The sequence below is a fragment of the Oenococcus sp. genome (assembly GCF_047725585.1).
GTDB classification, from domain to species: Bacteria; Bacillota; Bacilli; order Lactobacillales; family Lactobacillaceae; genus Oenococcus; species Oenococcus kitaharae_A.
Genome location: NZ_JBDNNF010000001.1, coordinates 30,243 through 54,791 on the forward strand (window position 1 = coordinate 30,243; position 24,549 = coordinate 54,791).

The 24,549-nt window shown below is 44.9% G+C and carries 24 protein-coding genes, 1 other RNA gene and 2 pseudogenes; 1 reads left to right on the forward strand and 26 read right to left on the reverse strand.

Going from position 1 to position 24,549, the window contains the following annotated elements:
* Positions 1-32 precede the first annotated feature (32 nt).
* Entirely contained in the window at positions 33-647 is a 615-nt protein-coding gene (gene rpsD / locus ABF487_RS00105) for a 30S ribosomal protein S4 (RefSeq protein ID WP_007747173.1), read from the forward strand.
* A gap of 89 nt (positions 648-736) precedes the next feature.
* Here the strand turns inward: rpsD and pnuC are convergent.
* The 26 genes and pseudogenes from pnuC to ABF487_RS00235 all read right to left on the reverse strand — a co-directional run bounded on the left by pnuC (position 737) and on the right by ABF487_RS00235 (position 24,527).
* Positions 737-1,496: pseudogene (gene pnuC / locus ABF487_RS00110) on the reverse strand (nicotinamide riboside transporter PnuC).
* Between the two features lie 95 nt (positions 1,497-1,591).
* Complete coding sequence (groL, locus tag ABF487_RS00115) at positions 1,592-3,223, reverse strand: chaperonin GroEL (RefSeq protein ID WP_263779699.1); 1,632 nt, start codon at positions 3,221-3,223, stop codon at positions 1,592-1,594.
* A 3-nt stretch (positions 3,224-3,226) separates the two neighbouring features.
* A complete protein-coding gene (locus ABF487_RS00120; RefSeq protein WP_007747182.1) occupies positions 3,227-3,502 on the reverse strand; it encodes a GroES family chaperonin in 276 nt (91 codons plus the stop codon).
* A gap of 113 nt (positions 3,503-3,615) precedes the next feature.
* Positions 3,616-4,281 (reverse strand): redox-sensing transcriptional repressor Rex, encoded by a 666-nt coding sequence (locus ABF487_RS00125; RefSeq protein WP_007747184.1) that lies wholly within the window; start codon positions 4,279-4,281, stop codon positions 3,616-3,618.
* A gap of 79 nt (positions 4,282-4,360) precedes the next feature.
* Positions 4,361-5,386: a tRNA (adenosine(37)-N6)-threonylcarbamoyltransferase complex transferase subunit TsaD gene (tsaD, locus tag ABF487_RS00130; protein WP_415634152.1), complete on the reverse strand. Its 1,026-nt coding sequence runs from the start codon at positions 5,384-5,386 to the stop codon at positions 4,361-4,363.
* A complete protein-coding gene (gene rimI, locus ABF487_RS00135) occupies positions 5,383-5,898 on the reverse strand; it encodes a ribosomal protein S18-alanine N-acetyltransferase (RefSeq protein WP_415634153.1) in 516 nt (171 codons plus the stop codon). The genes tsaD and rimI overlap by 4 nt, the downstream gene beginning before the upstream one ends.
* Entirely contained in the window at positions 5,882-6,604 is a 723-nt protein-coding gene (tsaB, locus tag ABF487_RS00140) for a tRNA (adenosine(37)-N6)-threonylcarbamoyltransferase complex dimerization subunit type 1 TsaB (RefSeq protein WP_415634154.1), read from the reverse strand. The genes rimI and tsaB overlap by 17 nt, the downstream gene beginning before the upstream one ends.
* Positions 6,604-7,599: a UDP-glucose 4-epimerase GalE gene (galE, locus tag ABF487_RS00145; RefSeq protein WP_415634155.1), complete on the reverse strand. Its 996-nt coding sequence runs from the start codon at positions 7,597-7,599 to the stop codon at positions 6,604-6,606. The genes tsaB and galE overlap by 1 nt, the downstream gene beginning before the upstream one ends.
* Positions 7,600-7,651: 52 nt before the next feature.
* Entirely contained in the window at positions 7,652-8,392 is a 741-nt protein-coding gene (locus ABF487_RS00150) for an acyl-[acyl-carrier-protein] thioesterase (RefSeq protein WP_415634156.1), read from the reverse strand.
* On the reverse strand, positions 8,392-9,246 hold the full coding sequence (gene rsmI, locus ABF487_RS00155; RefSeq protein ID WP_263779690.1) for a 16S rRNA (cytidine(1402)-2'-O)-methyltransferase: 855 nt from the start codon (positions 9,244-9,246) through the stop codon (positions 8,392-8,394). The genes ABF487_RS00150 and rsmI overlap by 1 nt, the downstream gene beginning before the upstream one ends.
* Positions 9,218-10,111: a DNA polymerase III subunit delta' gene (locus ABF487_RS00160; RefSeq protein WP_415634157.1), complete on the reverse strand. Its 894-nt coding sequence runs from the start codon at positions 10,109-10,111 to the stop codon at positions 9,218-9,220. The genes rsmI and ABF487_RS00160 overlap by 29 nt, the downstream gene beginning before the upstream one ends.
* Before the next feature lie 8 nt (positions 10,112-10,119).
* Positions 10,120-10,446: a cyclic-di-AMP receptor gene (locus tag ABF487_RS00165; RefSeq protein ID WP_007747206.1), complete on the reverse strand. Its 327-nt coding sequence runs from the start codon at positions 10,444-10,446 to the stop codon at positions 10,120-10,122.
* Entirely contained in the window at positions 10,443-11,084 is a 642-nt protein-coding gene (gene tmk, locus ABF487_RS00170; protein ID WP_007747207.1) for a dTMP kinase, read from the reverse strand. The genes ABF487_RS00165 and tmk overlap by 4 nt, the downstream gene beginning before the upstream one ends.
* On the reverse strand, positions 11,081-11,308 hold the full coding sequence (locus ABF487_RS00175; RefSeq protein ID WP_007747208.1) for a hypothetical protein: 228 nt from the start codon (positions 11,306-11,308) through the stop codon (positions 11,081-11,083). Before ABF487_RS00175 ends, tmk begins: the two co-directional genes overlap by 4 nt.
* On the reverse strand, positions 11,305-11,910 hold the full coding sequence (recR, locus tag ABF487_RS00180; RefSeq protein WP_007747210.1) for a recombination mediator RecR: 606 nt from the start codon (positions 11,908-11,910) through the stop codon (positions 11,305-11,307). Before recR ends, ABF487_RS00175 begins: the two co-directional genes overlap by 4 nt.
* 3 nt (positions 11,911-11,913) lie before the next feature.
* Positions 11,914-13,737: a DNA polymerase III subunit gamma/tau gene (dnaX, locus tag ABF487_RS00185; protein ID WP_415634158.1), complete on the reverse strand. Its 1,824-nt coding sequence runs from the start codon at positions 13,735-13,737 to the stop codon at positions 11,914-11,916.
* A 15-nt stretch (positions 13,738-13,752) separates the two neighbouring features.
* An RNA gene (gene ffs / locus ABF487_RS00190) (signal recognition particle sRNA small type) lies at positions 13,753-13,851 on the reverse strand.
* Positions 13,852-13,871: 20 nt separating this feature from the next.
* Positions 13,872-16,262 (reverse strand): Xaa-Pro dipeptidyl-peptidase, encoded by a 2,391-nt coding sequence (locus tag ABF487_RS00195; protein WP_415634159.1) that lies wholly within the window; start codon positions 16,260-16,262, stop codon positions 13,872-13,874.
* A 78-nt stretch (positions 16,263-16,340) separates the two neighbouring features.
* Positions 16,341-19,091, reverse strand: coding sequence for a cation-translocating P-type ATPase (locus ABF487_RS00200; protein ID WP_415634160.1), 2,751 nt, complete (start codon positions 19,089-19,091; stop codon positions 16,341-16,343).
* 134 nt (positions 19,092-19,225) lie between these two features.
* Positions 19,226-19,693, reverse strand: coding sequence for a nucleoside deaminase (locus ABF487_RS00205; protein ID WP_263779683.1), 468 nt, complete (start codon positions 19,691-19,693; stop codon positions 19,226-19,228).
* Positions 19,668-20,282 carry a class I SAM-dependent methyltransferase gene (locus ABF487_RS00210; RefSeq protein WP_415634161.1) on the reverse strand — a complete coding sequence of 205 codons (615 nt, stop codon included), beginning with the start codon at positions 20,280-20,282 and terminating at the stop codon, positions 19,668-19,670. The genes ABF487_RS00205 and ABF487_RS00210 overlap by 26 nt, the downstream gene beginning before the upstream one ends.
* Before the next feature lie 184 nt (positions 20,283-20,466).
* Complete coding sequence (rplL, locus tag ABF487_RS00215; protein WP_007747220.1) at positions 20,467-20,832, reverse strand: 50S ribosomal protein L7/L12; 366 nt, start codon at positions 20,830-20,832, stop codon at positions 20,467-20,469.
* A 103-nt stretch (positions 20,833-20,935) separates the two neighbouring features.
* Complete coding sequence (gene rplJ / locus ABF487_RS00220) at positions 20,936-21,445, reverse strand: 50S ribosomal protein L10 (RefSeq protein WP_415634162.1); 510 nt, start codon at positions 21,443-21,445, stop codon at positions 20,936-20,938.
* A 181-nt stretch (positions 21,446-21,626) separates the two neighbouring features.
* Entirely contained in the window at positions 21,627-22,319 is a 693-nt protein-coding gene (rplA, locus tag ABF487_RS00225; RefSeq protein ID WP_007747223.1) for a 50S ribosomal protein L1, read from the reverse strand.
* A 170-nt stretch (positions 22,320-22,489) separates the two neighbouring features.
* A pseudogene (gene rplK / locus ABF487_RS00230) lies at positions 22,490-22,909 on the reverse strand (50S ribosomal protein L11); the annotation flags it as partial.
* Positions 22,910-23,027: 118 nt separating this feature from the next.
* Positions 23,028-24,527: a gluconate:H+ symporter gene (locus tag ABF487_RS00235; RefSeq protein WP_415634163.1), complete on the reverse strand. Its 1,500-nt coding sequence runs from the start codon at positions 24,525-24,527 to the stop codon at positions 23,028-23,030.
* Between the last annotated feature and the right edge of the window lie 22 nt (positions 24,528-24,549).

Consider the following 24,549-nt stretch of genomic DNA (forward strand, 5'->3'; position numbering starts at 1 on the left):
GTTTAGCCCATTTACAACAGAATGGAGAAAATATGTCACGTTATACCGGACCAAAGTGGCGTTTAAGCCGTCGTCTTGGCATTTCCCTTTCGGGAACTGGCAAGGAATTGGCAAAACGCCCTTATGCACCTGGCGACCACGGTAATACCGGCCGCCGCCCTAAGTTTTCTGAATATGCAACGCAATTGCGTGAAAAGCAGAAGCTTCGTTTCACCTATGGATTGACTGAGCGTCAATTCCATAATTTGTTCTTAAAAGCCGGCAAGATCCGTCAGGGCTTGCACGGTACTAATTTCTTAATTTTATTGGAGACACGTTTGGATTCAGTTGTCTACCGTCTTGGTTTAGCAACTACACGTGCTCAGTCACGCCAGCTTGTCAATCATGGCCATATCCTGGTTGACGGCAAGCGTGTGACGATCCCTTCTTTTGAAGTCAAGCCCGGAGAAATGATTTCCGTTCGCGACCGTTCCAAGAAGATCACTCCAATTATTAACGCAGTTGAGTCATCTCTGCATAACACACCTTTCGTTGAATTCGATGCTGATAAGCTGGAAGGCAAATTAGTTCGATTCCCAGAGCGCGAAGAACTCGGTGCTGATATTAACGAATCTCTGATCGTTGAATATTACAACCGTCTTGGTTAATTGAAAAGACCAGCAATCAGATTGCTGGTCTTTTTTGTATTCAATTGCCTTATGTCGTGACACAAAAAAAGACCGCATATTCGGTCTTTTTAGTTTGCATGGTGAAACCAAGCAATTCGTTTGTCCAATAAAGCAACTGCATCATTAGCCAAGTAAAGCATATAAGTGAAGAATAGGACTAGAGAAGCATCCCCTTGTGCTGCTGTAATTCCCCACAAAATCACTTGTGCCAATCCTTGGATAATCCAAAAATAATAAGATTCTGAGAAACGCAAAGTTGTTAACAAAGCACCCGTGATACCAATAGCAGCCGTGAAAGAATCAATCATTGGACGAGGTGTTTTAGTGATATAAATTTCAAATAAATAAAGCAGAATCCAGGCTGCAATAAAAGAAAATGCAAATAAACGATACCAATAGGCAGCTGAATGTTTTTCGCCACGCTGATCAACTTCAGCAATCCGCCGAACTTTCTTTTCCACGTCGATCGCCCAATTAGGCGAAATCAATACTGGAATATCCAGCAAGACGATGTAAACGGCCTGCAGAATGGCCATCCGATGGATTGTGTGCCGCTACAGCCACCACGATATAAATCAGGGCCGAAATTAAGCCGAAGACGCCGTTTAGCGGACGAGTATTCGTAATTGCCAAGGTGGTTGTAAAACCAAGGATGGCCGCAATAAATGTCCAAATTGCAATCGTACTGAGCGGACTTGTAAAAGTCTGCCAGGCAATAAATAGATAGCCAAAAATCAAAAGAATATATGAAGACCTTGACCAACCGGACATTTGGTGAATGTACCAGGATGGTTTGAATAGATCAAAAAAAGTGTGCTGCGTCATAATTTTTTTCCTCCTCCATCAAGCATTTTTGTGAACACAAGATATAAGAATAACAAAAAAATCCCGGAACAATCCGGGATTTTATGTGAAAAATAAGTTTACATCATACCTGGCATGCCTGCACCGGCTCCAGCTGGTGCAGCAGGTTCATCTTTTTTAGGAAGCTCGGAAACAACAGCTTCGGTAGTCAGAATCATAGCCGAAACAGAAGCAGCATTCTGCAAAGCTGAGCGAGTAACTTTAGTTGGATCAACAATGCCGGCCTGAATCATGTTTACCCATTCGCCAGTTGCAGCGTTATAGCCGACTTCTGGATCTTCAGTCTTAGCACGCTGAGCAATGACAGAACCTTCAAGGCCAGCATTCTCAACGATCTGACGAAGTGGTTCCTCCAAAGCACGCAGAACAATGCGGGCACCAGTAGCTTCATCGCCCGACAAACCATCAGTCACTTTTTTGACTTCTGGGATAGCATCGATCAAAGCAGTACCGCCACCAGCAACAAAGCCTTCTTCAACAGCGGCACGAGTTGCATTCAAAGCATCTTCAATACGATATTTCTTCTCTTTTAATTCAGTTTCGGTTGCAGCACCGACTCTGACAACAGCAACACCGCCAGCCAGTTTGGCCAAACGTTCCTGCAGCTTTTCTTTATCAAAATCAGAAGTCGTATTTTCAATCTCTTGACGAATACCCTTGATGCGGTCAGCCAAGGCAGATTTATCACCTTTGCCTTCAACAATCGTGGTCTTGTCTTTTGTGATATTGACACGGTTTGCCTGGCCTAATTGGTCAATGGCGACATCCTTCAATTGAAGGCCCAAGTCTTCAGTAATCACAGTACCGCCAGTCAAAATGGCCAGATCCTGTAATTGTGCCTTACGGCGATCGCCAAATCCAGGCGCTTTGACAGCAGCAACATTAAAGGTACCGCGCAGTTTGTTCAAAACAAGTGTTGGCAATGCTTCGCCTGTAATATCATCAGCGATGATCAAAAGCGAACGGCCTTGTTCAACAACGCTTTGCAAAACAGGCAGAATATCTTGGATATTGCCGATCTTCTGGTCGGTAATCAGCAAATAAGGATTATCCAGGTTAGTCTCCATTTTGTCGTTATCTGTGACAAAATATTGACTCATGTATCCACGATCGAACTGCATACCTTCAACGACGTCTAATTCGGTCTCGATACCCTTGGACTCTTCGATCGTGATGACGCCATCATGACCAACTTTTTCCATAGCATCAGCAATCAACTTGCCCGTCTCTTCATTTGCAGCCGAAATCGAAGCAATTTGCTGAATAGAAGAAGAGTCTTTAACTTCATGAGATTCCTTTTTCAAAGCAGATACAGCGGCGGCAGTGGCTTTTTCAATACCGGCACGAATGCCGACAGGATTAGCACCAGCTGTCACGTTCTTCAAGCCTTCGTTAACGATTGCTTGTGTCAGAACAGTCGCAGTTGTCGTACCATCACCGGCAACATCATTAGTTTTAGAAGCGGCTTCAGTCACGAGCTTGGCACCCATATTTTCGTAATGGTCGTCTAATTCGATGGCTTTGGCAATTGTGACACCATCATTTGTAATCGTTGGTGTACCGTAATTCTGCTCCAAAACAACATTGCGTCCCTTAGGACCAATCGTTGTCTTAACAGCATTTGCCAACTTGTCGATTCCTGCCTGCATACGTGTGCGGGCATCTTCAGAAAAACGTACTTCTTTAGCCATGAATTACAAAACCCCCAGAATATCTTTTTCGTGAACGATGAGATAATCTTCTCCATCGATCGTAACTTGTGAACCGGCGTATTTATCAAACATTACTTTGTCGCCGACTTTGACAGACTTAGGAGCTTCAGTATCCCCAATTCCCGTTTCAGAAACTGCCACAACAGAACCTGTAACTGGTTTTTCTTTGGCGTTGTTTGCAATTAAAATCCCACCAACCTTTTCTTCTTCGGGCTGGTCAATACTAAGAACAATTCGATCACCTAATGGTTTAATCATGAATTTAAAAACCTCCTTTAATTTGTTCCGCGTAAAATTATAACGCAATTGGTCAAAAAAGGTCAAACTTTTTGACAAATCCTGACTATTTTAGAAAATAATAAAAAAACGCTTTATTTAGCGCTTTTAATGTTCTTAAAATTATCCACAAAATAGATCAAAGTCTGCATACCGGTCGTCAAATCGACATTCTGAACACGGACACTGGATGGTACCGTGATCCGAATCGGTGAGAAGTTCAAAATTCCCTTGATACCAGCTGCAACTAATTGATCGGTCACTTCTTGAGCTGCTTTTTCCGGCACTGTCAGAATAGCGATCGTAATATTGTTGGCATGCAGCCGTTCTGCCAATTCTTTAACATGATAAACTGGAACCGATTTTCCCATTTCGTTTACCAGCTTGATCGAGCGCTTATCATCGTCAGCATCAAAGCCCATGACGATTTCAATATTGCTGGTATGACTGAAATTATTTTTCATCAAAGCCTGGCCTAGATTTCCAACACCAACCACGGCCACTTTGTTCAGCTTATCTTGCGACAATACCTTACTAAAGAAGCTTAAGAGCGCGCTGACATCGTAACCGAATCCGCGTTTGCCCAAAGCGCCAAAGTAAGAGAAGTCGCGGCGAACTGTAGCTGCATCGAACTTAATCGCCTCAGAAATTTCGCTGGAATTGATCCGCTTGATACCAGCATCATTCAATGTGGATAAATAATAATAATAAATCGGCAAACGTTGTGCAGTCGCCCGCGGTATTTGATTTTCAGAAGTCATATCCTTTAAAGTCCCCCAGAACCATTTCTATTACATTGTAAACGAACTAGATAAAAAAATCACAAAAAATGTGAAATAATCACATTCTCGAAAAATTCAGAGATGGATCCGTATTCAAATCCAGCCCTGAAAAACGGCCGGCTTTAAAATTCAGATACGCGGCTGCACCAATCATCGCCGCATTATCACCTGCCAGTGAAATCGGCGCCTCTGTCAGTTTCAAATGATAGGTCTGGGCCAGATGCTCAATCGCTGTGCGCAAAGCTAGATTTGCCGCAACACCACCACCTAGAAGAAGCTGCACGGGTTGAAACACTTGAATTGCGGCTTCGGTTTTTTCAATAATCGCTTCCACAACCGCTTTTTGAAAACTCGCCGCAACATCATTTTTATTAATCTGCTCGGAAAGCTGATCAGCATGATGCACATAATTTAAAACAGACGACTTCAAGCCGGAAAAAGAAAAATCAAAGGTGTTTTCCGTGTGTGCGATCGGAAAATGAATGTTGGCTTGCCCCTTTGCTGCCATTTCCTGCATTTCTTTGCCGGCAGGATAATTCAGCCCGAGAATGCGGCCCACTTTATCAAAAGCCTCGCCGGCGGCATCATCTAGAGTTGTGCCGATAATTTGAAAAGAGTTTTCCTTTGCCATCCAAAGTAATTCGGTATGTCCGCCAGAAACCATCACAGCCATGGCTGGATAACTGGTCGGCTGGACAAAATTAGCTGCGCTGATATGCCCTGCTAAGTGATTAACAGCAATAAAGGGCAGGTCGTGAACCATCGCAAACGTTTTACCGGCCATTAAGCCAATCAATAAAGAACCAACCAGCCCAGGGCCGTATGTCGCAGCCACTGCCGATAGTTGTGCAGCCGGATCAGTTACGGATGCCTCCTGCAGGGCTTCTTTTGTCACACGGTTGATCCACTCCAAATGGTGCCTGCTGGCGACCTCGGGGACAATCCCGCCAAAGCGTTGATGACTGGCAATTTGCGTTGCCACAATATTACTGAGAATTTCGTGACCGTTTTTTACAACTGCTGCACTGGTCTCATCCGCCGAAGACTCAAAGGCCAAAATTAAATTATCTTGTTTTGCTGTCAAAACAGCCACTCCATTTCTATTGCATCTTCGTGATCATCATTATAGTAACCAATCAATTCCGATTTTTTCTTAAAACCAATTTTTTCATATAAACGGCGTGCATGTGCGTTAGACCGGCGTACTTCCAGCGTGAGGCGCTGCAAATGATTTAGTTGGGCGATTTTCCCAGCATAGTTCAGCAAGTAACTGCCTAACCCTTTGCTTTGCCATATTGGCAGCACAGCAATATTTGTAATATGCAAGTCCTTGCTGTTGCGGCGATATGTCAATCCAATAAATGCAATCGCCTGTCTCTCGACACTGGCCGAAAGATATAAATTGTGCCGGCCGTAAGCAATCTCAGTCACAAAAGCCAATTGATTCCAGGGAGCTAGTCCAGTATAAACAGCTTCCTCAATAGCAACAAGTTTTTTGCTGTCCTCTAGGTCCGCCTGTCGAATCAACACTTTTTTCCCGGCAATCGAAATCTCATGCTCAGTAAATCCTTCGATTTTTTTAGACTTCAGAAACATATTTGGCGTAGTCTCCATCACCGGCGTCCGGATGTTTTTTCAGCCAAGCCATTTCAGCAGCCGTCTTGCGCAAATAACGCGGCGCAAAACTATCAGCATCAGCCCTTGCGGCTGATAAGCCTTGCTGTGCTAATAATTTGGCATCAATGAGTTTTTCTGATGGCTGTTCGATAAACTTCAATCCTGCTGTTTGGATTTCCGCTTTAAAATCATCACCTGTCCCCTGTTCGAAGACAAAAATACTGTTTTTCGGAGCTTTGGACAAAAAATCTGCAAATGGCCAATGCCCTTCATCATCCAAAGGCTTCCCTGGGCGGCAAATAGCAGCAAAAACATTGTGGTTGCGGGCATTGATCATCGGCAGATAGCTAGTTGCAGCTGATGAACGCGCACTAAGGGCAATCATTTCCAGCGTTGATACAGGAACTAATTCAGCTGATGTCTGGCCAGCGATCATTTTGGCCACAGCCGCGCCTATTCGAAGACCGGTAAAAGACCCAGGCCCAGCCGTCAATGCAATCCTTTCCAATTGGTCAAAGGACCATCCGGCTTTTGTCATCAATGCCTGAATGGCCGGCAGAATTTTCATTGAATGCGTGCGCGCTTCGTCTGTTGTGTGTTCGTGTGCAAAAAAAAGGCCGGTCGAAGAATCTAACAGGCCAACATTTAAACTTGATCCACTTGTATCAATCGATAAAATCTTCATTATTTTTGATCATCGTAGCCGTTAGGATGCTTTGTCATCCAATTCCAGGCCGTTTTCATTTCGTCTTCCACATTACTGAGTTTAGGATCCCAACCCAGCACTTCCTTGGCCTTTTTAGGACTGGCAACAAGAGCATCCGGATCACCAGCGCGGCGAGGGCCGACTTCGACTTTAAAATCAACACCAGTAATTTTTTTAGCAGCATCAATCAGCTGCTTGTTTGACATCCCCTGCTCAGTACCCAGGTTGAAACGATTAGATTTGTTTTCCCGCTGCAGATAGCCTAAAGCCAGGACGTGGGCATCTGCTAGATCAACGACATGGACATAATCGCGCACGTTGGTGCCGTCAGGCGTATTATAATCATCCCCAAAGATGACCATTTTATCTTTTTTGCCTTGAGCTGTCTTTAAAATATTAGGAATCATGTGGCTTTCGGGATTATGGTCTTCTCCGATCGAACCATCTGGTTTGGCACCGGCAACATTGAAATAACGCAGTGCAACCCCCTTGATACCGTAGGCTTGATCGCACCAACCCATGATTTCTTCCATCTGCAGTTTTGTCAGACCATAAGGGTTAATCGGTTTTTGCGGTTCCTCTTCAGTGATTGGATTATGCTCAGGCACGCCATAAGTAGCAGCAGAGGACGAGAAAACGATTTTTTTAACATCATGGTCACGCATTGCTTCCAGCAAAGAAATCACACCATATGTATTATTGTCAAAGTAAAAAAGTGGTTTTGCCATTGATTCGCCAACTTGTGTCAAAGCGGCGAAGTGTACAACAGCATCGAAATTATTCTCATCAAAAATCTTTTTCATGGCCGCTTTGTCCCCCACATCAGCCTCATAAAAGGGTACTTGCGCAGGCACAGCAGCGCGGTGGCCAGTCCAAAGATTGTCGACAACCGTCACCTGATCGCCGTGAGCCAGCAATCTATCGACTGTATGCGATCCAATATAACCAGCACCACCCGTTACTAAAACATTCATGTGAACCTCCTATTATCTTCCAAATCTCTCCTTGACAATATTATCACTTGCATTACCGCCACTCAATTTCTGCAGTTGCATTAATGACAGAATCATCAGAAATTTCGTGAATACTTGCCAAAGGGTTAACAAATTGCGTTTTAGAAGCCACGGTCTGACCCTCTAAAATCTCCCTCGTGTATTTAACAATAATGCGTTTGGCCTCGTGATGCAGCAAAAAATCCTCTTTAATCGGCAGCAAAAAATACTTCAGATAATTTGAATTGTTCACATGCTGATTCGTATCGATATCAAAGTAAGTGCTCTTGACCTCTTCAACGGCAATAGCACTGCCGGTAAAAGTGCGATCCAGCAAATTCGGGCTCGGCAGTTTTTCCAGATGCTCGACACTCTGCCCATTCAGCGGATCGACAAATTCATTTAGCAGCGAAACAAGACGCCGGCGTTTTAAATTAATCATGGCCCACAAGGAATCAATATGAATTAAAAGATTGCCATCGGCATCATAAAAATCAAAAACACGCAGTGCAAAGAATTGATTGCGTTTTTTTGGATCAGTCGTCAAACGAATTTTTTCGCCAGAATCCGGCCGGCGGTTAATTTGAATATCATACTGCAGCAAGACCCAACCGCGGTCAATTGCATGCAGCTCTTTCATACCAATCCCCATTTCAGCCGTCTGTTGGATGCTGCTAGCTATAGCCAATTCGGCAATCATAGGGATGGACAATTTAGCCGTTCGGTCGCAATAGAAATCTTTAATATATAAATCTTCGGAATAAATTTTAGACATTAGTTCTCCTTATGATAAATATCGTAAACCTGTGCACGATGCAGGCCGCTAGCCTTAGCCAAAGCTTTGATTGCGTCGATGGCCTTTTCACCATGGTCAATACGCCGCTGGACAGCTTCTTTGATACTAGCCTCAGATAACGTATTTTCCTGAGGGACGGGGTGCAGTAAGATCACAAATTCCCCGCGTGGCTCATTTTCTGCCACAAAATCCAAGGCCTGAGCAAGGCTGCCGCGAAAATAAGATTCGAATTTCTTGGTAAGTTCGCGGGCCAGAACAACTTGTGCCTGCTCGGAAAATTGTTCCTGCATCGCCGATAATGTCTTTTGAATACGATAAGGCGATTCGTAGAAAATCAATGTCGCATCCACATTCTGCCAAGCTGATAATAATTGCTGCTGTTCACTGCTCTTTTTGGGCAAAAAACCAATAAAGGCAAAACGTTCAGCCGGCAAACCGCTGGCAATTAAAGCTGTCATACCTGCAGTTGGGCCAGGCAGGCTGATCACGTCAATGCCGGCCTTAATTGCTGCTAGAACCAATTCGTGGCCAGGATCCGAAATAGACGGCATGCCGGCATCGGAAATTTGTGCAATAGTCGTGCCTGCTTTTAATTTTTCAATCAGTTCCGGTACCCGTTGAGCATAATTATGTTCATGGAGGCTGATGAGAGGCTTTTTGATCTGAAAATGCTGCAGCAAAATCCCGGAATGCCGTGTATCTTCAGCCGCGATCAAATCGACTTCTTTTAAAACAGATAATGCCCTGAGCGTAATATCTGTCAAATTGCCGATTGGCGTCGGGACAAGATAAAGTTTGCCATATTTACTTGTCTGAAAACTTTTTTGTTCCATCACTTATCCTTAATGCTTCAAGTGCAAAAGTCTCTAAAATCACCTGCCAGGCAACATTGAATCGCTGCCGGGACGAGATGTCCAGCCAGCAAGCCAATATATCAGCGGTTTTCGTATCCTTTTGCTGTTTTAAAACATGGCTGAGACCGTAACTGACCCCAGCAGCAAACAAACGCTGATGATCAATCGTGTCGGCAAAGGTGATTAAATCCGTTTGAACAAAAGCAAAAACCCGGTAATCACCCGTCAGTATCATTGACAACCATTTATCGATCGCATTTTTAAGGTTAATCGCAAAGCCAGCCAATAAAAAGGTCTGTGCTTCTTCTAAAGAAGTGCTGACAGCGCTGACAAAAGCGGCATCTTCTTGCGATAACCCATCGGCCACGAGCCGTGATTGCACTTCTCGACCGAAAGTTTTCGGCATCTGGATCAGCTGTACACGCGATAAAATAGTCGGCAGAATCTGATTAAAAACAGCTGCCTGAAAAAAGAAATATTGATTGTCAAAAGGCTCTTCAATCAATTTTAAAATTGAATTTGCAGCGGCATCGGTCATTTGATCCGCGTGATCAATCACTGCAATTCGAGCTTGTGATGATTTTTCGGAGAAGAAAATCTGCAACTCGCGCATCTGATCAACTGAAAGTGTTTTTTTGCCCGTCAAAAGATCTACCTGCATCAATTGGCCATTCTCAAAAACGTTCTCTGAGGAGTTTTCGTGAAGGATTTCAGCAGCAAGGGCTGCGATGAAATTATGTATTTGGTCTTGGCTTTGACCAAGAAAAAGGTAAGCATGCGAGAGCTTACCGGCATCGATTAATTGAAGAAAATGATCTTGCAACGAATTCACTTTTAAGGTCATGGCCGACATTAAAAGTGTTGAAAATCCTCGACGGCTTGTACGATAATAGTCGCACCGCCAATCTCTACCTCAATAGGCTCGCCGATTGTGTCCAAACTCATATCCAAGCCAACTGGTGGTGTGACAAACTGTTTTCGCGTCTTGGAATGTTCTTTGATCACATCAATTGTCTTATTGACATCTTCGTCACTGACAGCAATCAAAAAAGTCGAGTTGCCAGACCGCAAAAATCCCCCGGCTGAGGCCAAACGCGTTGCTCGAATATTATTTTCCACTAAGGCATTGGCAACTGAAGAAGCGTCTTTGTCCTGTACAATTGCAGTAATAAGTTTCATATTTTACCTTTCAAACTTTCTTGAATTAATTGTAAAGCATTATCCGCAATTTTTTCAGCCCTTTCACAAGCATCGATGACTTTTATACGCCCAGGATCAGCTTGTGCGAGCTGCAGATAAGTCTGACGGACTTTTTGATGAAAAGCCAAGGGATCCTGGTCCATACGATCAACATCATTTTTGCGGTGTTTCATAATTCTTGCGAGGCCGACTTCGCTAGGCAAGTCGAGCAACAGTGTCAAGTCCGGCTGCAGTCCGGCAGTAGCGAAGAGGTTGATTTGGCGAACTTCTTGAACCCCTAAGCCGCGGCCGCCGCCCTGATAAGCAATCGATGAATCGAGAAAACGATCCGAAAGAATAATTTTGCCGGCTGCTAAGGCAGGCCGAATCTTCTCAGTAACGTGCTGGGCTCTGGCAGCGGCAAACAGCAAAGCCTCGGTACGGGCATCCATTTCCGAGTAATCATTATTTAAAATGATTTTTCTGATTGCCTCAGAGATACGCACACCGCCCGGTTCGCGCGTTTGAAAAAACCGGTCGCCCAGCAAGGCATACAGTTTAGGCGTTAAGCGGTCAATTAAGCTGGACTTGCCAGCGCCATCAGGCCCCTCGATTGAAATAAAATAGCCACGACTCATTTACGGACTCCAATATCTTTTAGGCGAATCTGGCGCATCAAATAGGCTTGTTTGTCTTTGGCCAGCATCGTTTTAGCATGAATAATACGCTGATTGACATGCCCGGATTGCAAATTTCTTTCTGTCTGAAGAGCAGCGTCGTAAGCATCCTGGAGACGCCCGACAGCAGCAATCAGATTTTCGTGGAAAAATTCGCTATAAGAAATTTTTTTACCCCAGATCATATTTCTGTCCTCCCATTAACAGCTTGCGTCAATGTCAGCTGGTCTGCGTAGTTAACATTGGTTCCCATTGATAATCCTAACGCCAGACGCGTTACTTTGATCCCAGCCGGCTTGATAAGACGACCCAGGTACAAAGTCGTCGCCTCTCCTTCTGTGGATGCGTTCAATCCGATAATCACCTCTTTGACCTCTGGGTGATCGGACAGGCGGGTGATCAAACTGCTCACATTAATGTCCTCTGGTCCGCGCCCTGCCATTGGCGACAAAACGCCGTTCAGTACGTGATAAAGACCGTGATAATCGTGTGTGCTTTCAATAGCCATCTCATCTTGGCTGTCTTCAACAACAAAAATTTTACTTTGATCGCGAGAAGGGTCGCTGCAAATCACACAAGGATTATCACTTTTTGACGTGATAAAGCCGCATACTTGACAAAAAGTCAGATCTGATTTGCTGGCTTTTAAACTTTCTGAAAAATTGCTCACATCTTCTTCTGACATGCCTAAGGTATAAAAAGCCAGCCGAGTGGCTGTCTTTCTGCCGATACCCGGCAACTTGCTATATGATTCAATCAATTTTGCAATCGCATCAGGATACTGCATAAATTATTTCTCACCCTTCACTTTGACAATATTTCCAAATAACTTTTCTGCCTTTTCAACCACATCGGCATTGTCACCAGCTTCTTCAGGCACAGCTTCACTAGATTTTTCAGGAATATCCGGTTGCAGTTGTGGGCTTTGGCTTAAAGCGGCTTGGCTATCTGCTTCGTTTTTTTTTAACTCAGGTACCGGCATCGGCGGATCAATATCAGCACCATGCAGTTTGGCAATATAATTCTTTTTTAAAGTCATCCAAGCGGTATCGCTGATAAAAACGAGCTGGTAATCGACTCCTAATAAATCTGATAGGCTTTCTGCTAGTTTGCCAACAAAATCAGCTGTCTCAGCTGCCGCATCAGCCAATTCAGGATGGTTAAAGGCAAAAATCAAGGCGGTTCGGCTGGCCGCGACCGGTTCAGCATTTTCGGCCAGCATCAGGACTGCCGGATCAAAATCGGCTTGAATATCAGGCCAAGCGTCTTGAACTGCACGCAGCTCTTCTTTAACAGCTTCGGCCATCACGTGCCAAGCCGCTGCACTATCGGTACTAACCGGCGTTGAACTTGTTAGTACTTTTTTTGTCGGAATCTGTTGTTCGACAGTTCGCGGCTTATCTACAGGCCGCGCGGGCTGACTATCTTTGTCAGCTTCGCTGCTTGAATTGCCATGAGCATTGTCTAATTGTTGGGCCACTGGAGTATTATCTGCTGCTTGTTCACTTGGTTCAGCGGCATCAGCAACCGAGTCAGCTGGAACCTGATCAACGATGGCGGCCTGTTTAGGCTGCAACTCGCTTTGCTGTGAAACAATTTTGACAGCCAAAATCTCTAAGTAGAGTTCCGGCCGGGTTGTTTGTTTCATTTTGGTCAGACTATCAGCAACCAAATCAATGGCTTGTTGAAAAACGGCATTATGATAACCGGCCGAAAATGCCCGAATCTTCTGGCTATCGGTTTCCTTGACCAACTCAGGCGCAATTTTGACCAGCATGAGATTTTTTAATAGAACCAGCAGATCTTCAGCAAAACGAACAGGGTCTTTGCCGTCAAGCAGCAAACGGTGCAGGTCTTCAAAAGCCTGGTCAGTCTGTTTATTGAGCAGGTGACTAAGGAAAGCCAGCTGATCATCGATTCGGCTGCTCCCTGTAATTTCAAAAGCATCTGACAATTCGATTCGGCCGGTCGTCGAAACAGCAACAGCCTGATCAAGAATTGACAAAGCATCCCGCAGCCCGCCGTCAGAAGCGTTTGCAATTACAGTCAACGCCTCAGGATCGTAGGCAATTTTTTGATCCTCCAAGACGTACTGCAAACGGGCAACGATATCTTCAACACTGATACGCCGAAAATCAAAACGCTGTACACGGCTGAGAATCGTTGCTGGTATTTTCTGAGGCTCGGTTGTTGCCAAAATAAATTTAACTTGCGCCGGCGGCTCCTCGATTGTCTTCAAGAGTGCATTAAAAGCGCCGGTCGACAGCATATGTACTTCATCAATGATATAAATCTTAAAAGGATATTCAATCGGTGCGTAATTGGCAGCATCGCGAAGATTGCGGATCTCGTCAACACCATTATTGGAAGCCGCGTCGATTTCGATAATATCTGTAAAAGTATCCTGGTCGCTATCAGAAGGAATTCCTTCAATTTCGCGCGCAAAAATCTTGGCCACTGATGTCTTGCCAGTGCCGCGAGGACCGGCAAACAGATAAGCATGCCCGACTTTATTCTCTTTCAGCGCATTTTCTAGCGTCTGTGCGATTACTTTTTGGCCGACCAAATCACTAAAAGTGCGCGGCCGGTATTGTCGATAAAGTGCTTTATACATTAATAAAATTCTAACATTGCAGAAATAAAAACGAGCACAGCGCCTGACTAGTTTAAGGCTGCTACATTCCTGTCCTGACCTGATTCACTAGCGGCGTTTGCCCGCTATTCCATTATACCGGATTTTTACCGGAACTACGAATTCAAGGGCAGAATCACATGACTTTTTTCCAAATCAAGCTGATAGTGCTGAACTGTCCTGGGGTGAAGCGTGTATTGCATATCGCTGCCAAAAATATATAAACGCAGCTTGGTTTGGTCAGTCAGACGATAAATGGTCGGCTGCAAATAGAAAACGGCCTGGACATATTGATCGGGCTTTAGTTGGTTGATTTTCCCAGGCCCTTTCAGATTCTGCAGATTCAGATGACCGTTTGCGATCAAGTGAGCCGTCACTGATTGCTTGAAGAAATCACGCAAAGGGACTTGCCTGTCGCCAAGGCTCAATTGAAAACCACGGTTTAAAATCGCCTTGGTTGTTTGGCTAGCATGTTCTTTAGCATCTAATTCGACTAAAGCTGCTGTGACCAGGCCAACGGTCCGATCTGTCTGAATGCGCAAATCAACCTGCACGCGGCCATTAATCGTTGCCTCGCCAAATGATGGCAGATCAAAAACAGCAGTAGATTTGGCAAAACGCGCATCACCTGCATAAAAATCTTTTTCGTAGCTTGTGTAATCGTGATAGTTTTCCCGATAAATCTGGCCCAGATCATCATCATAGCCAGCTGTCTTGGCACTCGACAATGCAGCCAAAACAGTAGATTGATGGCGTTCACTTTTAGCCCAATCCTGCTGGCTGTGCCAAATTTCCGGATCCAGATTATCTTCTACCATGACATCCGGCAAGCTTTTTTCAACCTGATTATCTTGGCCATAAAGCTCATGGCTGAGCCATAGATTACAGATATCTAGGTAATCCAAAGAACGAATATCATGCGGGCTGATGTGCCGGCCCTGGTGAAGAATCACTTTAGCTGCTGCGTCTCCTGTTCCTTTCAGACTTTTTAGGATATTGAAAACATTGATCGGTTTAACATTCCAATCGTTCAATCCATGAGTATATAAACAATCAATTTTAATGTTGCCTGCGTCTTTTAGATAATTGCGCTTGTCCCAAAAAGCTGTGTAATTACCCGTTGTACGGTCTTCTTCAACCTTCATTTCTGCTAAGCTGTCCTGAAAAATCTGCTTGCTTTTTGCCATTTCAGCAGCATCAAACCAGCGCGAAAATGTGTCTAATGCTAAAACATCAGCGTCTTCGCCCTGAAAACCGCCAGGTGCGACCACCAGACCGTTCTCACGGTAGTAGTCATACCAAGAAGAGATAGCGGATTCGGAGATAATGGTCTTCAGCCCAGCTGGATTGCGTGTCGCACAAGCTGTTGCCAAAGTTCCAAGATAGCTGCGGCCAGTCATGGCTACCGAACCATTAGACCAGTCGGCATGGAGACTATGGCTAGCTGTTTTATCTGTAAAAGCTAGACGGTGTCCACTTAAATACTCGATGGCTGCACAACAAGCAATCGTCTCATCGGGCCCGCCGGAAGAACGCAGGCCGTCTGACCCGCGTGTGCCAGGGCCGGCATAATAAGCCACCGCATAACCGCGGGCCAAAAAATAATCATTCAATGGAAAAGAGGCAGCGCCACTTTTCAAAGTCTGTTGAAAAGCAACTGACTGGCTTTGTTGATCAGCGGTCAAGGCTGGTAAAAGCACTTGGTCATCAGCAATTGGTTGATCAGCAAAATCAAAATTGTCTTTAACTGCTAAGTCACCATCCGGGTTATGAACATCCTCGGCCATATCGTTCGTGCCGTAATAATAGGGACTGGCCGTTAAAATAACCGGTACCTTTAAATCGGGACCGGACTGTTTGGGCCGCGTCAAAACCAACTGAATTAAATCATTTTTGCCGTCATGGTCGCCATCTAATTGGGAATCCACATAAACAGCTTCACTAATCAAATCAGATTTTGGGACAACGGCCAGTGTTTTACCGGCGAAAAACAAAGGCAAAGGCAGATCCTGCGGCCAAGCTTTTCGCAAATAACCGTCATTGACCAGGTTGTCAATCAGGCTTAAACCGTTCGCTGAACGCAAATTCAAAGCATTGAACATAAACTGCACCAAATTAGCTGTATCGACTGTCTCATCTGGCAGAATTTTCTGACCGCTCTTTGTTAAAAAGTCTCTGCTGGCTGTCAATTCAAAATCAAGCCCGGCATTAAAATCCAGTATTTGGCAAATAGCCGCATAGAATTGTTCAGCAGGGAGTTCGGTCAGCGTATTTTGCCATAATTGGTCCAGCGGCACAGTATCGACAATCAAGATATTGGCCTGGGCTTCTATCAAGCTCTGTTTTGACTGGCAATTAGGAAACAGATGGTCAAAAAAATGCTTCAGATTGACCGAAAACGACTGTTTGACAAATTGGTCGTCAATCATATGAATCTTTTTAAGCTCCTCGGCCGGATTAAAAGATGAATAATCGCTAAATGCGTTATATCGGAATTGCTCAGTCAAAATAAAACCCCTTCATCGTAGATAATTTATCTCTAAGTATAGTAAAAAAACCGCATGAGGCGGTCAATATTATCTCAATCAGCTTGGGTGCCGGTACTTTCTCACCAAAGCCTTGCGAGCTTCTTCTAACAGAACCATTGGAACCGGGATACATGCTAACAGCAGCCATTCATTGCTGTTTAGCGGACCTGTCTGAAACAGGTTCTGTAAGAAAGGCACATACATCAGCAACAACAGCAGCAGGATTTCAAATAAAATCCCAAAATCAATGTGATAATTTGAGAAAACGCCGATTTTAAAGACTGACGTTCGCTGTGTTCTGGCATTCAATGCTGCAGCAATTTGGAAGAAAACGATCCCAGCCAGCGTCATTGTGGTGGCTTTTCGATAATCGCCTCCCGACGATACCAAAGCTTGGCCAGGCCAGCCAAAAGTCCAGTTGGCGAAGAAGTAAGCAGCCGTTGAGATGATTGAGCCCCAAAGCCCATACCAGGCAAACGCCTTTAGCAAAAGATTTTTTGTCAGCAAATGAGCATGCCGATCACGGGGAGGCTGATCCATCACACCAGCTTCGATTTTTTCAGCGCCAAGTCCCAAGGCCGGCAGCATATCAGTTCCTAAATCAACCGTTAAAATCTGCATGACAGTCAAAGAGAGCGGAATCGTCCCTCCCGAAAGCAAAAACAGCATGGATGGAACAGCTTCCGGCAAATTGGAATTTAAAATATACAATAAAAACTTTTGGATATCTGCGTAAACAACCCGCCCTTCTTCAATGGCAGCCACGATCGACGCAAAATTATCGTCGGTCAGAATCATATCGGCGGCGTCCTTGGCCACATCAGTGCCTGTGACACCCATTGCCACACCGATATTAGCCTTCTTTAGGGCTGGCGCATCGTTGACGCCATCACCAGTGGACGCCACAATATGCCCCATGGATTGCAGGGCTGTGACAATTTGATATTTTTGTTCCGGTGCTACTCGAGCGAAAATAATCTCGCCCGCCAACGCATCCGTGAGCTGATCGGTCGTCATTTTGGAAAGTTCTGCGCCTGTCACAACACGAGCTGATTCAGAGACAAGGCCAATCCTTGTTGCGATCGATTTGGCGGTTAATTCAGAATCACCAGTCACCATGATGATTTTGATACCGGCTGCATGTGCCTTGCGGATGGCTTCATATATTTCCGGTCTCGGCGGGTCGGACATAGCGGCCAGGCCAACAAAGATCAGATGCTGCTCGCAATTGCTGACATGATAAGTCTTAGGGTCGCTATCGTCTTCAAAACTACGGTAGGCAAAAGCCAGAGAACGCAGGCCATCACCAGCATAACGCCGGTTAGCCGCGAGAATTTCCGCCTTGTCTTCATCGTTGATGGCACGCTCAACACCGTGATCCAAAATACGGTCTGTCACTGACAAAACAAAATCCAAAGCACCTTTAGTCAGAATAAGGCGTTTGCCGTCGCCGGCTTGATGAATGGTTGACATACGCTGGCGTCTGGAATCAAAGGTCAGTTCATGAATTCGCGGTAAAGTTTGTTTCAAAGCGGCTAAATCGATACCTGATTTTTGCGCCAGGATAACCAGAGACGCCTCAGTTGGTGTGCCAATGATTTTCGGGCGGTCCTTTAAGGATTTGGCCGGCTGTACCTCAGTGTCGTTATCGAGGCTGGTAATCGTGATCAATTGTTTTAGGGCCGGATGCCTGTCTAAATGAATTGGTTTGTTTTTTTCGCGAATCTGGCCATTTTTCACATAGCCTTCCCCAGTCACCTCATACTCGGATTCTTTAGTCCAAACATGGTTAATCGTCATTTGGTTCTGCGTCAGCGTACCCGTCTTATCGGTGGCAATCACAGTCGTTTCGCCTAAAGTCTCGACAGAATTGAGATTTTTAACCAACGCATTTTTGCGTGCCATACGTTGGACGGCTTGTGCTAAAGACAAGGTCACAGTCGGCAAAAGTCCTTCCGGAATAAATGCGACGATCATGCCTAGAGCAAAAATGAAGGATTTGGCGATTGGATTTTTCACAAAGAAAACAGCGGCAAGAAAAAACAGGATCCCAATTGAGACCGCAATAATTGATAATTGTCGAGTCAGGCGATTGAGTTCCAAATGAAGCGGTGAATCGACTTGTTTAGTGGATTGGGTCAAACGGGCAATCTGGCCAAACTCCGTCTTCATACCGGTCGCTAAAGCAATTGCCAGCCCGCTGCCGCTGGCAACAGTCGTACCAGCATAAACCAGATTACTATATGCAAATTTACCGGCTCCCTTTGCAAAGGCAGAAGATTTGCTGACAAGCAGGGATTCGCCAGTTAAGGCTGATTCATCAACCTCCAGTTCGTCTGATTCAATGATCCGTGCATCAGCAGAAACAGAATTGCCGGCCTGAACCGAAAAAATATCGCCAGGAACCAGTTGTGTGGCATCAATCTGCTGCAGTTTGCCATCCCGATAAACATGTGCATACGTTGGCAGCAGTTTCATCAAAGAATCGGTCGCTTTTTTTGCAGCAAACTCCTGCCAAAAAGAGAAGAGGCCGTTAATCACATTGACAGTCCAGATCGCGACGCCCAGTTCGCTCATGCCGGCAAAGATTGCAATCACACCAGACACCCAAAGCAAAACAGCCATCATGCTTGAAAATGATTTAAAAAAAGCCTTCAATTGAGACTCGCCGCGAGCTTTGCTGATAATATTCGGACCGGATAACTTTAACTGCGAAGCTGCCTGTGCAGTCGACAACCCTTGGCTGCTTGAAGAAAATTTGCGGTAAAGCTCGTCTAATTCAGTCCGGGCTAATTGCTCATCGTCCATATATTTGCCTCGATAACATCCAACACCAGCCTGTTTGCATTAATTATCATTTGACGGCCAAAACAGGCTTGCGCTTTTCTGTGATCATTGTATATCTATCCAAGAGTTAGTTAGATGCGATATTTGTAAAAAAATCAGTTTTCACGAAGTTTTCTAAAAAAATCCTGCATTAAAGAAGCCGCCTCATCAGCCATCAGACCGCCTTGGACACTGACAAAATGATTAGCTCGGCTATCCTCTAAGACGCGATACAAAGAGGCCACGGCACCAAATTTAGGGTCTTTGGCGCCGTAAAAAAGTTCCGGCAAACGGCTTTGAATAATGGCACCGCAACACATCACACAAGGTTCAATCGTGACAAACAGCTGACAGCCGGTCAACCGCCAATTACCAACCAGCTTATTTGCACGCTCGATCACAAGTTTTTCTGCGTGAGCCGTCGCACTGCCTAACTGTTCTTTGCGATTATGATCAGAAACAAGCAGTTGGCCATCCTTAACTAGGACTGCACCGATTGGCACCTCGCCTTCCAAAAAAGCCTGTTTGGCTTCGTTTAAAGCCTGCTGCATGAAATATTCATTGCTTGGTTGATCGTAAGACATAGTATCCCTTATCGCGTTTTAAGATTTCAACATTGCCAAAGGCGGCCATCAAATTTTTTTCAGCTGAAGGCGCGCCCTGCTTTTTTTGCAAAACAGCAAAAATCATACCGCCGGAAGACAAATGTTCCCTAGCCTCTGTCAGCATTTTCGTGACGACTTGTTTGCCGGCACGAATAGGCGGATTGACGACGATGGCTGCAAACTCGCCATTCAGGCCATCATAAATATTTGATTGCAGCACTTCAGCATCCAACTGATTTCGCTGTAAATTCTCTTTTGCCAGCGCCAATGAGCGCAGATTAATATCTGTCATGGTCAACTCGCGCCTTGGATCCAGCGATTTCAGCGCAACACCAACAACGCCGTAACCGCAGCCCAAATCTAAGATAGACCCCGATCGTATTTCCGAATAATGATCGGCTACACAATCCAGCAGTACCCGCGTACCGTAATCAATGCGATTTTTCGAAAAAACACCGGCATCTGTTTTGAAAAAAAGGGTCTTGCCTGAGAAATCAAAGGAAATTTCCTGATAATCATGCTGGGAACTAGGTTCAGCTGTAAAATATTGTTCGTTTTTATCTGTCATATTTAAATTTAAAAATCTTTCGGCCGCCTGTTCATAAGGTCTGATGCAACGCCGGCTTGACTGTCTCTATTATATCCTGAAAAGAAAAGTGAATAAATGCAGCCATATCTTTTAGGACAAAATAAAAAACGATCCGAACTCCAAACAGGAAATTTCGAATCGTTTTGAATCAAACTTCAGCTGATTACTTAAGAGTAACAGTTGCGCCAGCAGCTTCCAACTTAGCTTTCAAGTCGTTAGCATCGCTTTCGCTCAATGCTGACTTGATAACTGATGGTGCACCATCAACTAAGTCTTTAGACTCTTTCAAACCAAGGCCAGTAGCATCACGAACGGCCTTGATAACACCAATCTTAGCTTGGCCAGGTTCGGTTAATTCAACGTCAAACGAATCCTTAGCTGCGGCTTCTTCGCCAGCACCTGCACCAGCTGCAACTGGAGCAGCAGCTGAAACACCAAATTCATCTTCGATAGCCTTAACTAAGTCGGCCAAATCGAGGATTGAAGCTTCTTTCAAAGAAGCGATAATTGCATCTTTATCAAATGCCATGTTTTTCCTCCAACGTGCAGATACAAATCTGCGTCTTATTTATTTTCGATCGTTAAAAAAGTTAATAGTCTAATAACTATTAATTTGCTGCGTTATCGCCAGCTTAGGCAGTCTCGCCATCAGCTTCACGCTTTTCAGCAACCGCTTTAACCGCATACATAAAGCTGCGGAGTGGTGACTGGAATTCAGCAAGCAATTGCTGAAGCAAAGTCTCTTTGGAAGGCAATGCTGCGTAACGATTAATTGTGTCGAGATCTGCGACTTTACCGCCGATCACACCACCTTTTAATTCCAAAGCATCAGCAGTCTTGCTGAACTTTTTCAAAATACGGGCAGGTGCGACAACGTCTTCTTTAGAAAAGGCAACCGCCGAAGGGCCATTAAAGACATCACTCAACTCTTTATAGCCGGCTTTTTCAGCAGCACGAGTCAAAATTTTGTTCTTGATAACCTTCAGGGAGACACCTTCATCACGAAGCTGAGAACGCAAATCATCAGCCTGTGCGACAGTCAGGCCACGAACGTTGGCAACGACAGCTGAAACTGAATTTGCAAACAGATCAGCGACTTCGTCAACTTTTTGGGCTTTAATCGCAATCGCTTTTTCGCTCATGAGATATCCTTTCCGTAAATAGTTCTATACATAAGAAAACCGCGTACTAGACGCGGCCATGGAAAAATTAGCTTTCCTCGGCAGGAATTACGCTTTGCAGCAACCGACGTCTTAGGTAAAAACGATATTTACTTATATGAGTATATACAAAACGACCTGATTTCTCAAGTCGTTTTATTCGTTATAGTGATGCAACATCAAGGGCAATACCAGGGCCCATTGTAGAAGCCAAGTGTGCACTCAGGACATAAGTGCCTTTAACTGTACTTGGACGAGCCGAGAGAACAGTGGAAGAAACAGTCTTAACGTTCTGTGCCAATTTTTCAGCATCAAATGAAACTTTACCAACTGGTACGGCAACGTTACCATTTTTGTCGGTCCGGTATGTGACTTGGCCGCCCTTGGCATCTTTAACTGCCTTAGCAACGTCCAGCGTCACAGTTCCTTCTTTAGGATTAGGCATCAAGCCTTTTGGTCCTAAAGCACGGCCGACACGGCCGACTTTAGCCATTTGATCCGGTGTTGCAATCGCAACATCGAAGTCAGTCCAGCCAGCCTTGACCTTCTCGACCAATTCGTCTGTGCCAACGAAATCAGCACCGGCATCAGAAGCTTCCTTAGCCTTATCGCCTTCAGCAAAGACAGCAACTTTTTTATCATTGCCAGAACCGTTAGGCAGCACAATGGCACCACGCAGCTGCTGATCAGCTTTAGTCGTATCAACATTCAAGTCAAAGACAACTTCAACATTGGAATCGAACTTTGTAAAAGCAATCTCTTTAACGAGTGCTGTGGCATCAGCCAAAGAATATTTCTTGCTTGCGTCAACTTTTTCGACGGCGGCTAAATACTTTTTACTGTGTTTTTTAGTCATTATTCGGCACTCCCTTCTGCAGGCGCGTCAGTAGCGTCAGCGTCATCATCATCTTTCTTAGGTACGATACCAGCTTCAGCAGCAGCACCTTCAGCTTCGGCTTCGGCTTCGGCTTCGGCAATTTCAGCACCGGTAGCCAAGCGTGCAGCACCATCATCCAATGACTTGCCATCAATCAAAAAGCCCATAGAACGAGCAGTTCCACTAACAACTTTCACAGCAGCTTCGACACTGGCTGCGTTCAAATCAGGCAGCTTAATCTTTGCAATTTCTTCGATCTGAGCTGAGGTCACATTAGCAACCTTTAACGTATTTGGTTGTCCAGAACCCTTATCAACTTTTGCTGCCTTACGGAGCAAGTCCGATGCAGGAGGTGTCTTCAAAACAAAGGTGAAAGAACGATCGTCATAAACAGAAATGACAACTGGGATGATTGAACCCGCTTGATCCTTAGTCTGAGCGTTGAAGTCCTTAGTGAACTGCCCGATATTTACACCGGCCTGGCCTAGAGCTGGTCCAACAGGTGGTGCTGGGGTTGCTTTGGCGGCTGGAATTTGTAATTTAACAATTTTTACGACATTTTTTGCCACGATAATGTCTCCTCTCGTAATCTAGCGGTGATACGTAGCCGTGACGCCACTCCCGCACATGATTGCCTACAAACATGCAGTTATGACTATACGCTCTTCCGCTGATTTTATCAATCATTTAATGGAAAATTGCTGCCAGCAATAAGACCATCAGCAGCCCGACCACTGAAATCAGTGTTTCCAAAACGGTCCAAGTCTTCAATGTCTCTTTGACATCCAAGTCAAAGAACTCTTTAAACATCCAAAAACCCGCATCATTGACATGACTTGCAGCCAAAGAACCGGCACCGATAGCCAGAACCACAAAAGCTGGATTGATCGCTGTCTGTGCAGCCACGATCGGAGCCACAATACCAGCAGATGTCATCCCCGCAACTGTCGCTGAGCCCACCGAAACACGGATGATCACAGCTACCAGCCAAGCAAACAGAATTGGCGACATTGATGAATGGGCAAATGCCTGAGCAATCGCCGTCGAAATACCGCCGGAAGTCAAGACGCCCTTAAAAGCTGCGCCGCCGCCAATAACCATTAATAAATTAGCGATTGACTTGATCGCATCAGATAGCGTTGCGTTAACTTCCTTAATAGAACGCTTTTGGTGACGGCCCATTGACCACATGGCAAACAGCAGCGCAATGACCATCGCAATCAGAGGATTACCAAGAAAAGCGACGATTTTCTGAAAATCAGTCGGATGAAGCAGATAACCATTTTGTGCAGCACTAGTCATGGCTTTCCAAGCTGTATCGCCGATCACGCCACCGTATACTTGCTTGCCGCCATTGACAATCATCGTAATAATAGTTGTCACAACCATAAAGATAACAGCCATCAAAGAAGTCAGAATTGAAAGCCCAAAAGAAGGTGTTTCTTCTAATTTAAACTCTTTGACAGTTCCTAAGGCATCCAAATGTTTCGTAATTTTGAAGGCTTTGGGCAAATACTTTTGTGCGACATGTGTAAATAATGGGCCGGCCACAATCATTGCCGGAATAGCAACTAAGATACCGTAGATTAAGACCATCCCCATGTTGGCACCAAGCACATTCGTCACCGCTGTTGGTGCAGGCTGCGGTGGCAAGAATCCTTGAGCAGCCGACAAAGCTGTCGCCATTGGAATGCCTAAATAAAGCAAAGGCACGCCAGCTTCCAAAGCAATTGTAAAGACAATCGGAATCAAAACAACCAAGCCGACTTCAAATAGCAAAGAAATACCAATAATGAAGGAGGCAAAGGCAACCGCCCACTGCAGGCGTTTTCTGCCAAACATGGCAATCAGTGTTTTGGCAATTCGATAAGAACCACCTGAATCAGATACCAAACGGCCGATCATCGATCCAAAGCCGAAGACGACAACCAGTTCTCCTAATGTGCCGCCAATACCATTTTTAATCGCATCGGCAATACCAGCTGGATTCATGCCTAAAGCGAATGCAACAACAATCGAGACAACAATCAAAGTGACAAATGTGTTGATTTTAAACTTCAAAATCAAAGTTAACAATAAAATAATGCCCAAAACCAAGATTAAAAATGGCCAAACATTCAACCCGCCCATCTGCCAATCATAAAAGCCGGTTTTCGGGTCAACTGTAATAGCTGCCAGTGATAACATAAACTTCCTCCGTCAAATCCTT

Coding starts and splice junctions, on each gene's coding strand:
- rpsD (WP_007747173.1), top strand. CDS start 33: ATGTCACGTTATACCGGACCAAAGTGGCGTTTAAGCCGTCGTCTTGGC.
- groL (WP_263779699.1), bottom strand. CDS start 3,223: ATGGCTAAAGAAGTACGTTTTTCTGAAGATGCCCGCACACGTATGCAG.
- ABF487_RS00120 (WP_007747182.1), bottom strand. CDS start 3,502: ATGATTAAACCATTAGGTGATCGAATTGTTCTTAGTATTGACCAGCCC.
- ABF487_RS00125 (WP_007747184.1), bottom strand. CDS start 4,281: ATGACTTCTGAAAATCAAATACCGCGGGCGACTGCACAACGTTTGCCG.
- rimI (WP_415634153.1), bottom strand. CDS start 5,898: ATGTTTCTGAAGTCTAAAAAAATCGAAGGATTTACTGAGCATGAGATT.
- tsaB (WP_415634154.1), bottom strand. CDS start 6,604: ATGAAGATTTTATCGATTGATACAAGTGGATCAAGTTTAAATGTTGGC.
- galE (WP_415634155.1), bottom strand. CDS start 7,599: ATGAATGTTTTAGTAACGGGTGGTGCTGGTTATATTGGATCGCATACA.
- ABF487_RS00150 (WP_415634156.1), bottom strand. CDS start 8,392: ATGTCTAAAATTTATTCCGAAGATTTATATATTAAAGATTTCTATTGC.
- rsmI (WP_263779690.1), bottom strand. CDS start 9,246: ATGGAACAAAAAAGTTTTCAGACAAGTAAATATGGCAAACTTTATCTT.
- ABF487_RS00160 (WP_415634157.1), bottom strand. CDS start 10,111: ATGACCTTAAAAGTGAATTCGTTGCAAGATCATTTTCTTCAATTAATC.
- ABF487_RS00165 (WP_007747206.1), bottom strand. CDS start 10,446: ATGAAACTTATTACTGCAATTGTACAGGACAAAGACGCTTCTTCAGTT.
- tmk (WP_007747207.1), bottom strand. CDS start 11,084: ATGAGTCGTGGCTATTTTATTTCAATCGAGGGGCCTGATGGCGCTGGC.
- ABF487_RS00175 (WP_007747208.1), bottom strand. CDS start 11,308: ATGATCTGGGGTAAAAAAATTTCTTATAGCGAATTTTTCCACGAAAAT.
- recR (WP_007747210.1), bottom strand. CDS start 11,910: ATGCAGTATCCTGATGCGATTGCAAAATTGATTGAATCATATAGCAAG.
- dnaX (WP_415634158.1), bottom strand. CDS start 13,737: ATGTATAAAGCACTTTATCGACAATACCGGCCGCGCACTTTTAGTGAT.
- ABF487_RS00200 (WP_415634160.1), bottom strand. CDS start 19,091: ATGGACGATGAGCAATTAGCCCGGACTGAATTAGACGAGCTTTACCGC.
- ABF487_RS00205 (WP_263779683.1), bottom strand. CDS start 19,693: ATGTCTTACGATCAACCAAGCAATGAATATTTCATGCAGCAGGCTTTA.
- ABF487_RS00210 (WP_415634161.1), bottom strand. CDS start 20,282: ATGACAGATAAAAACGAACAATATTTTACAGCTGAACCTAGTTCCCAG.
- rplL (WP_007747220.1), bottom strand. CDS start 20,832: ATGGCATTTGATAAAGATGCAATTATCGCTTCTTTGAAAGAAGCTTCA.
- rplJ (WP_415634162.1), bottom strand. CDS start 21,445: ATGAGCGAAAAAGCGATTGCGATTAAAGCCCAAAAAGTTGACGAAGTC.
- rplA (WP_007747223.1), bottom strand. CDS start 22,319: ATGACTAAAAAACACAGTAAAAAGTATTTAGCCGCCGTCGAAAAAGTT.
- ABF487_RS00235 (WP_415634163.1), bottom strand. CDS start 24,527: ATGTTATCACTGGCAGCTATTACAGTTGACCCGAAAACCGGCTTTTAT.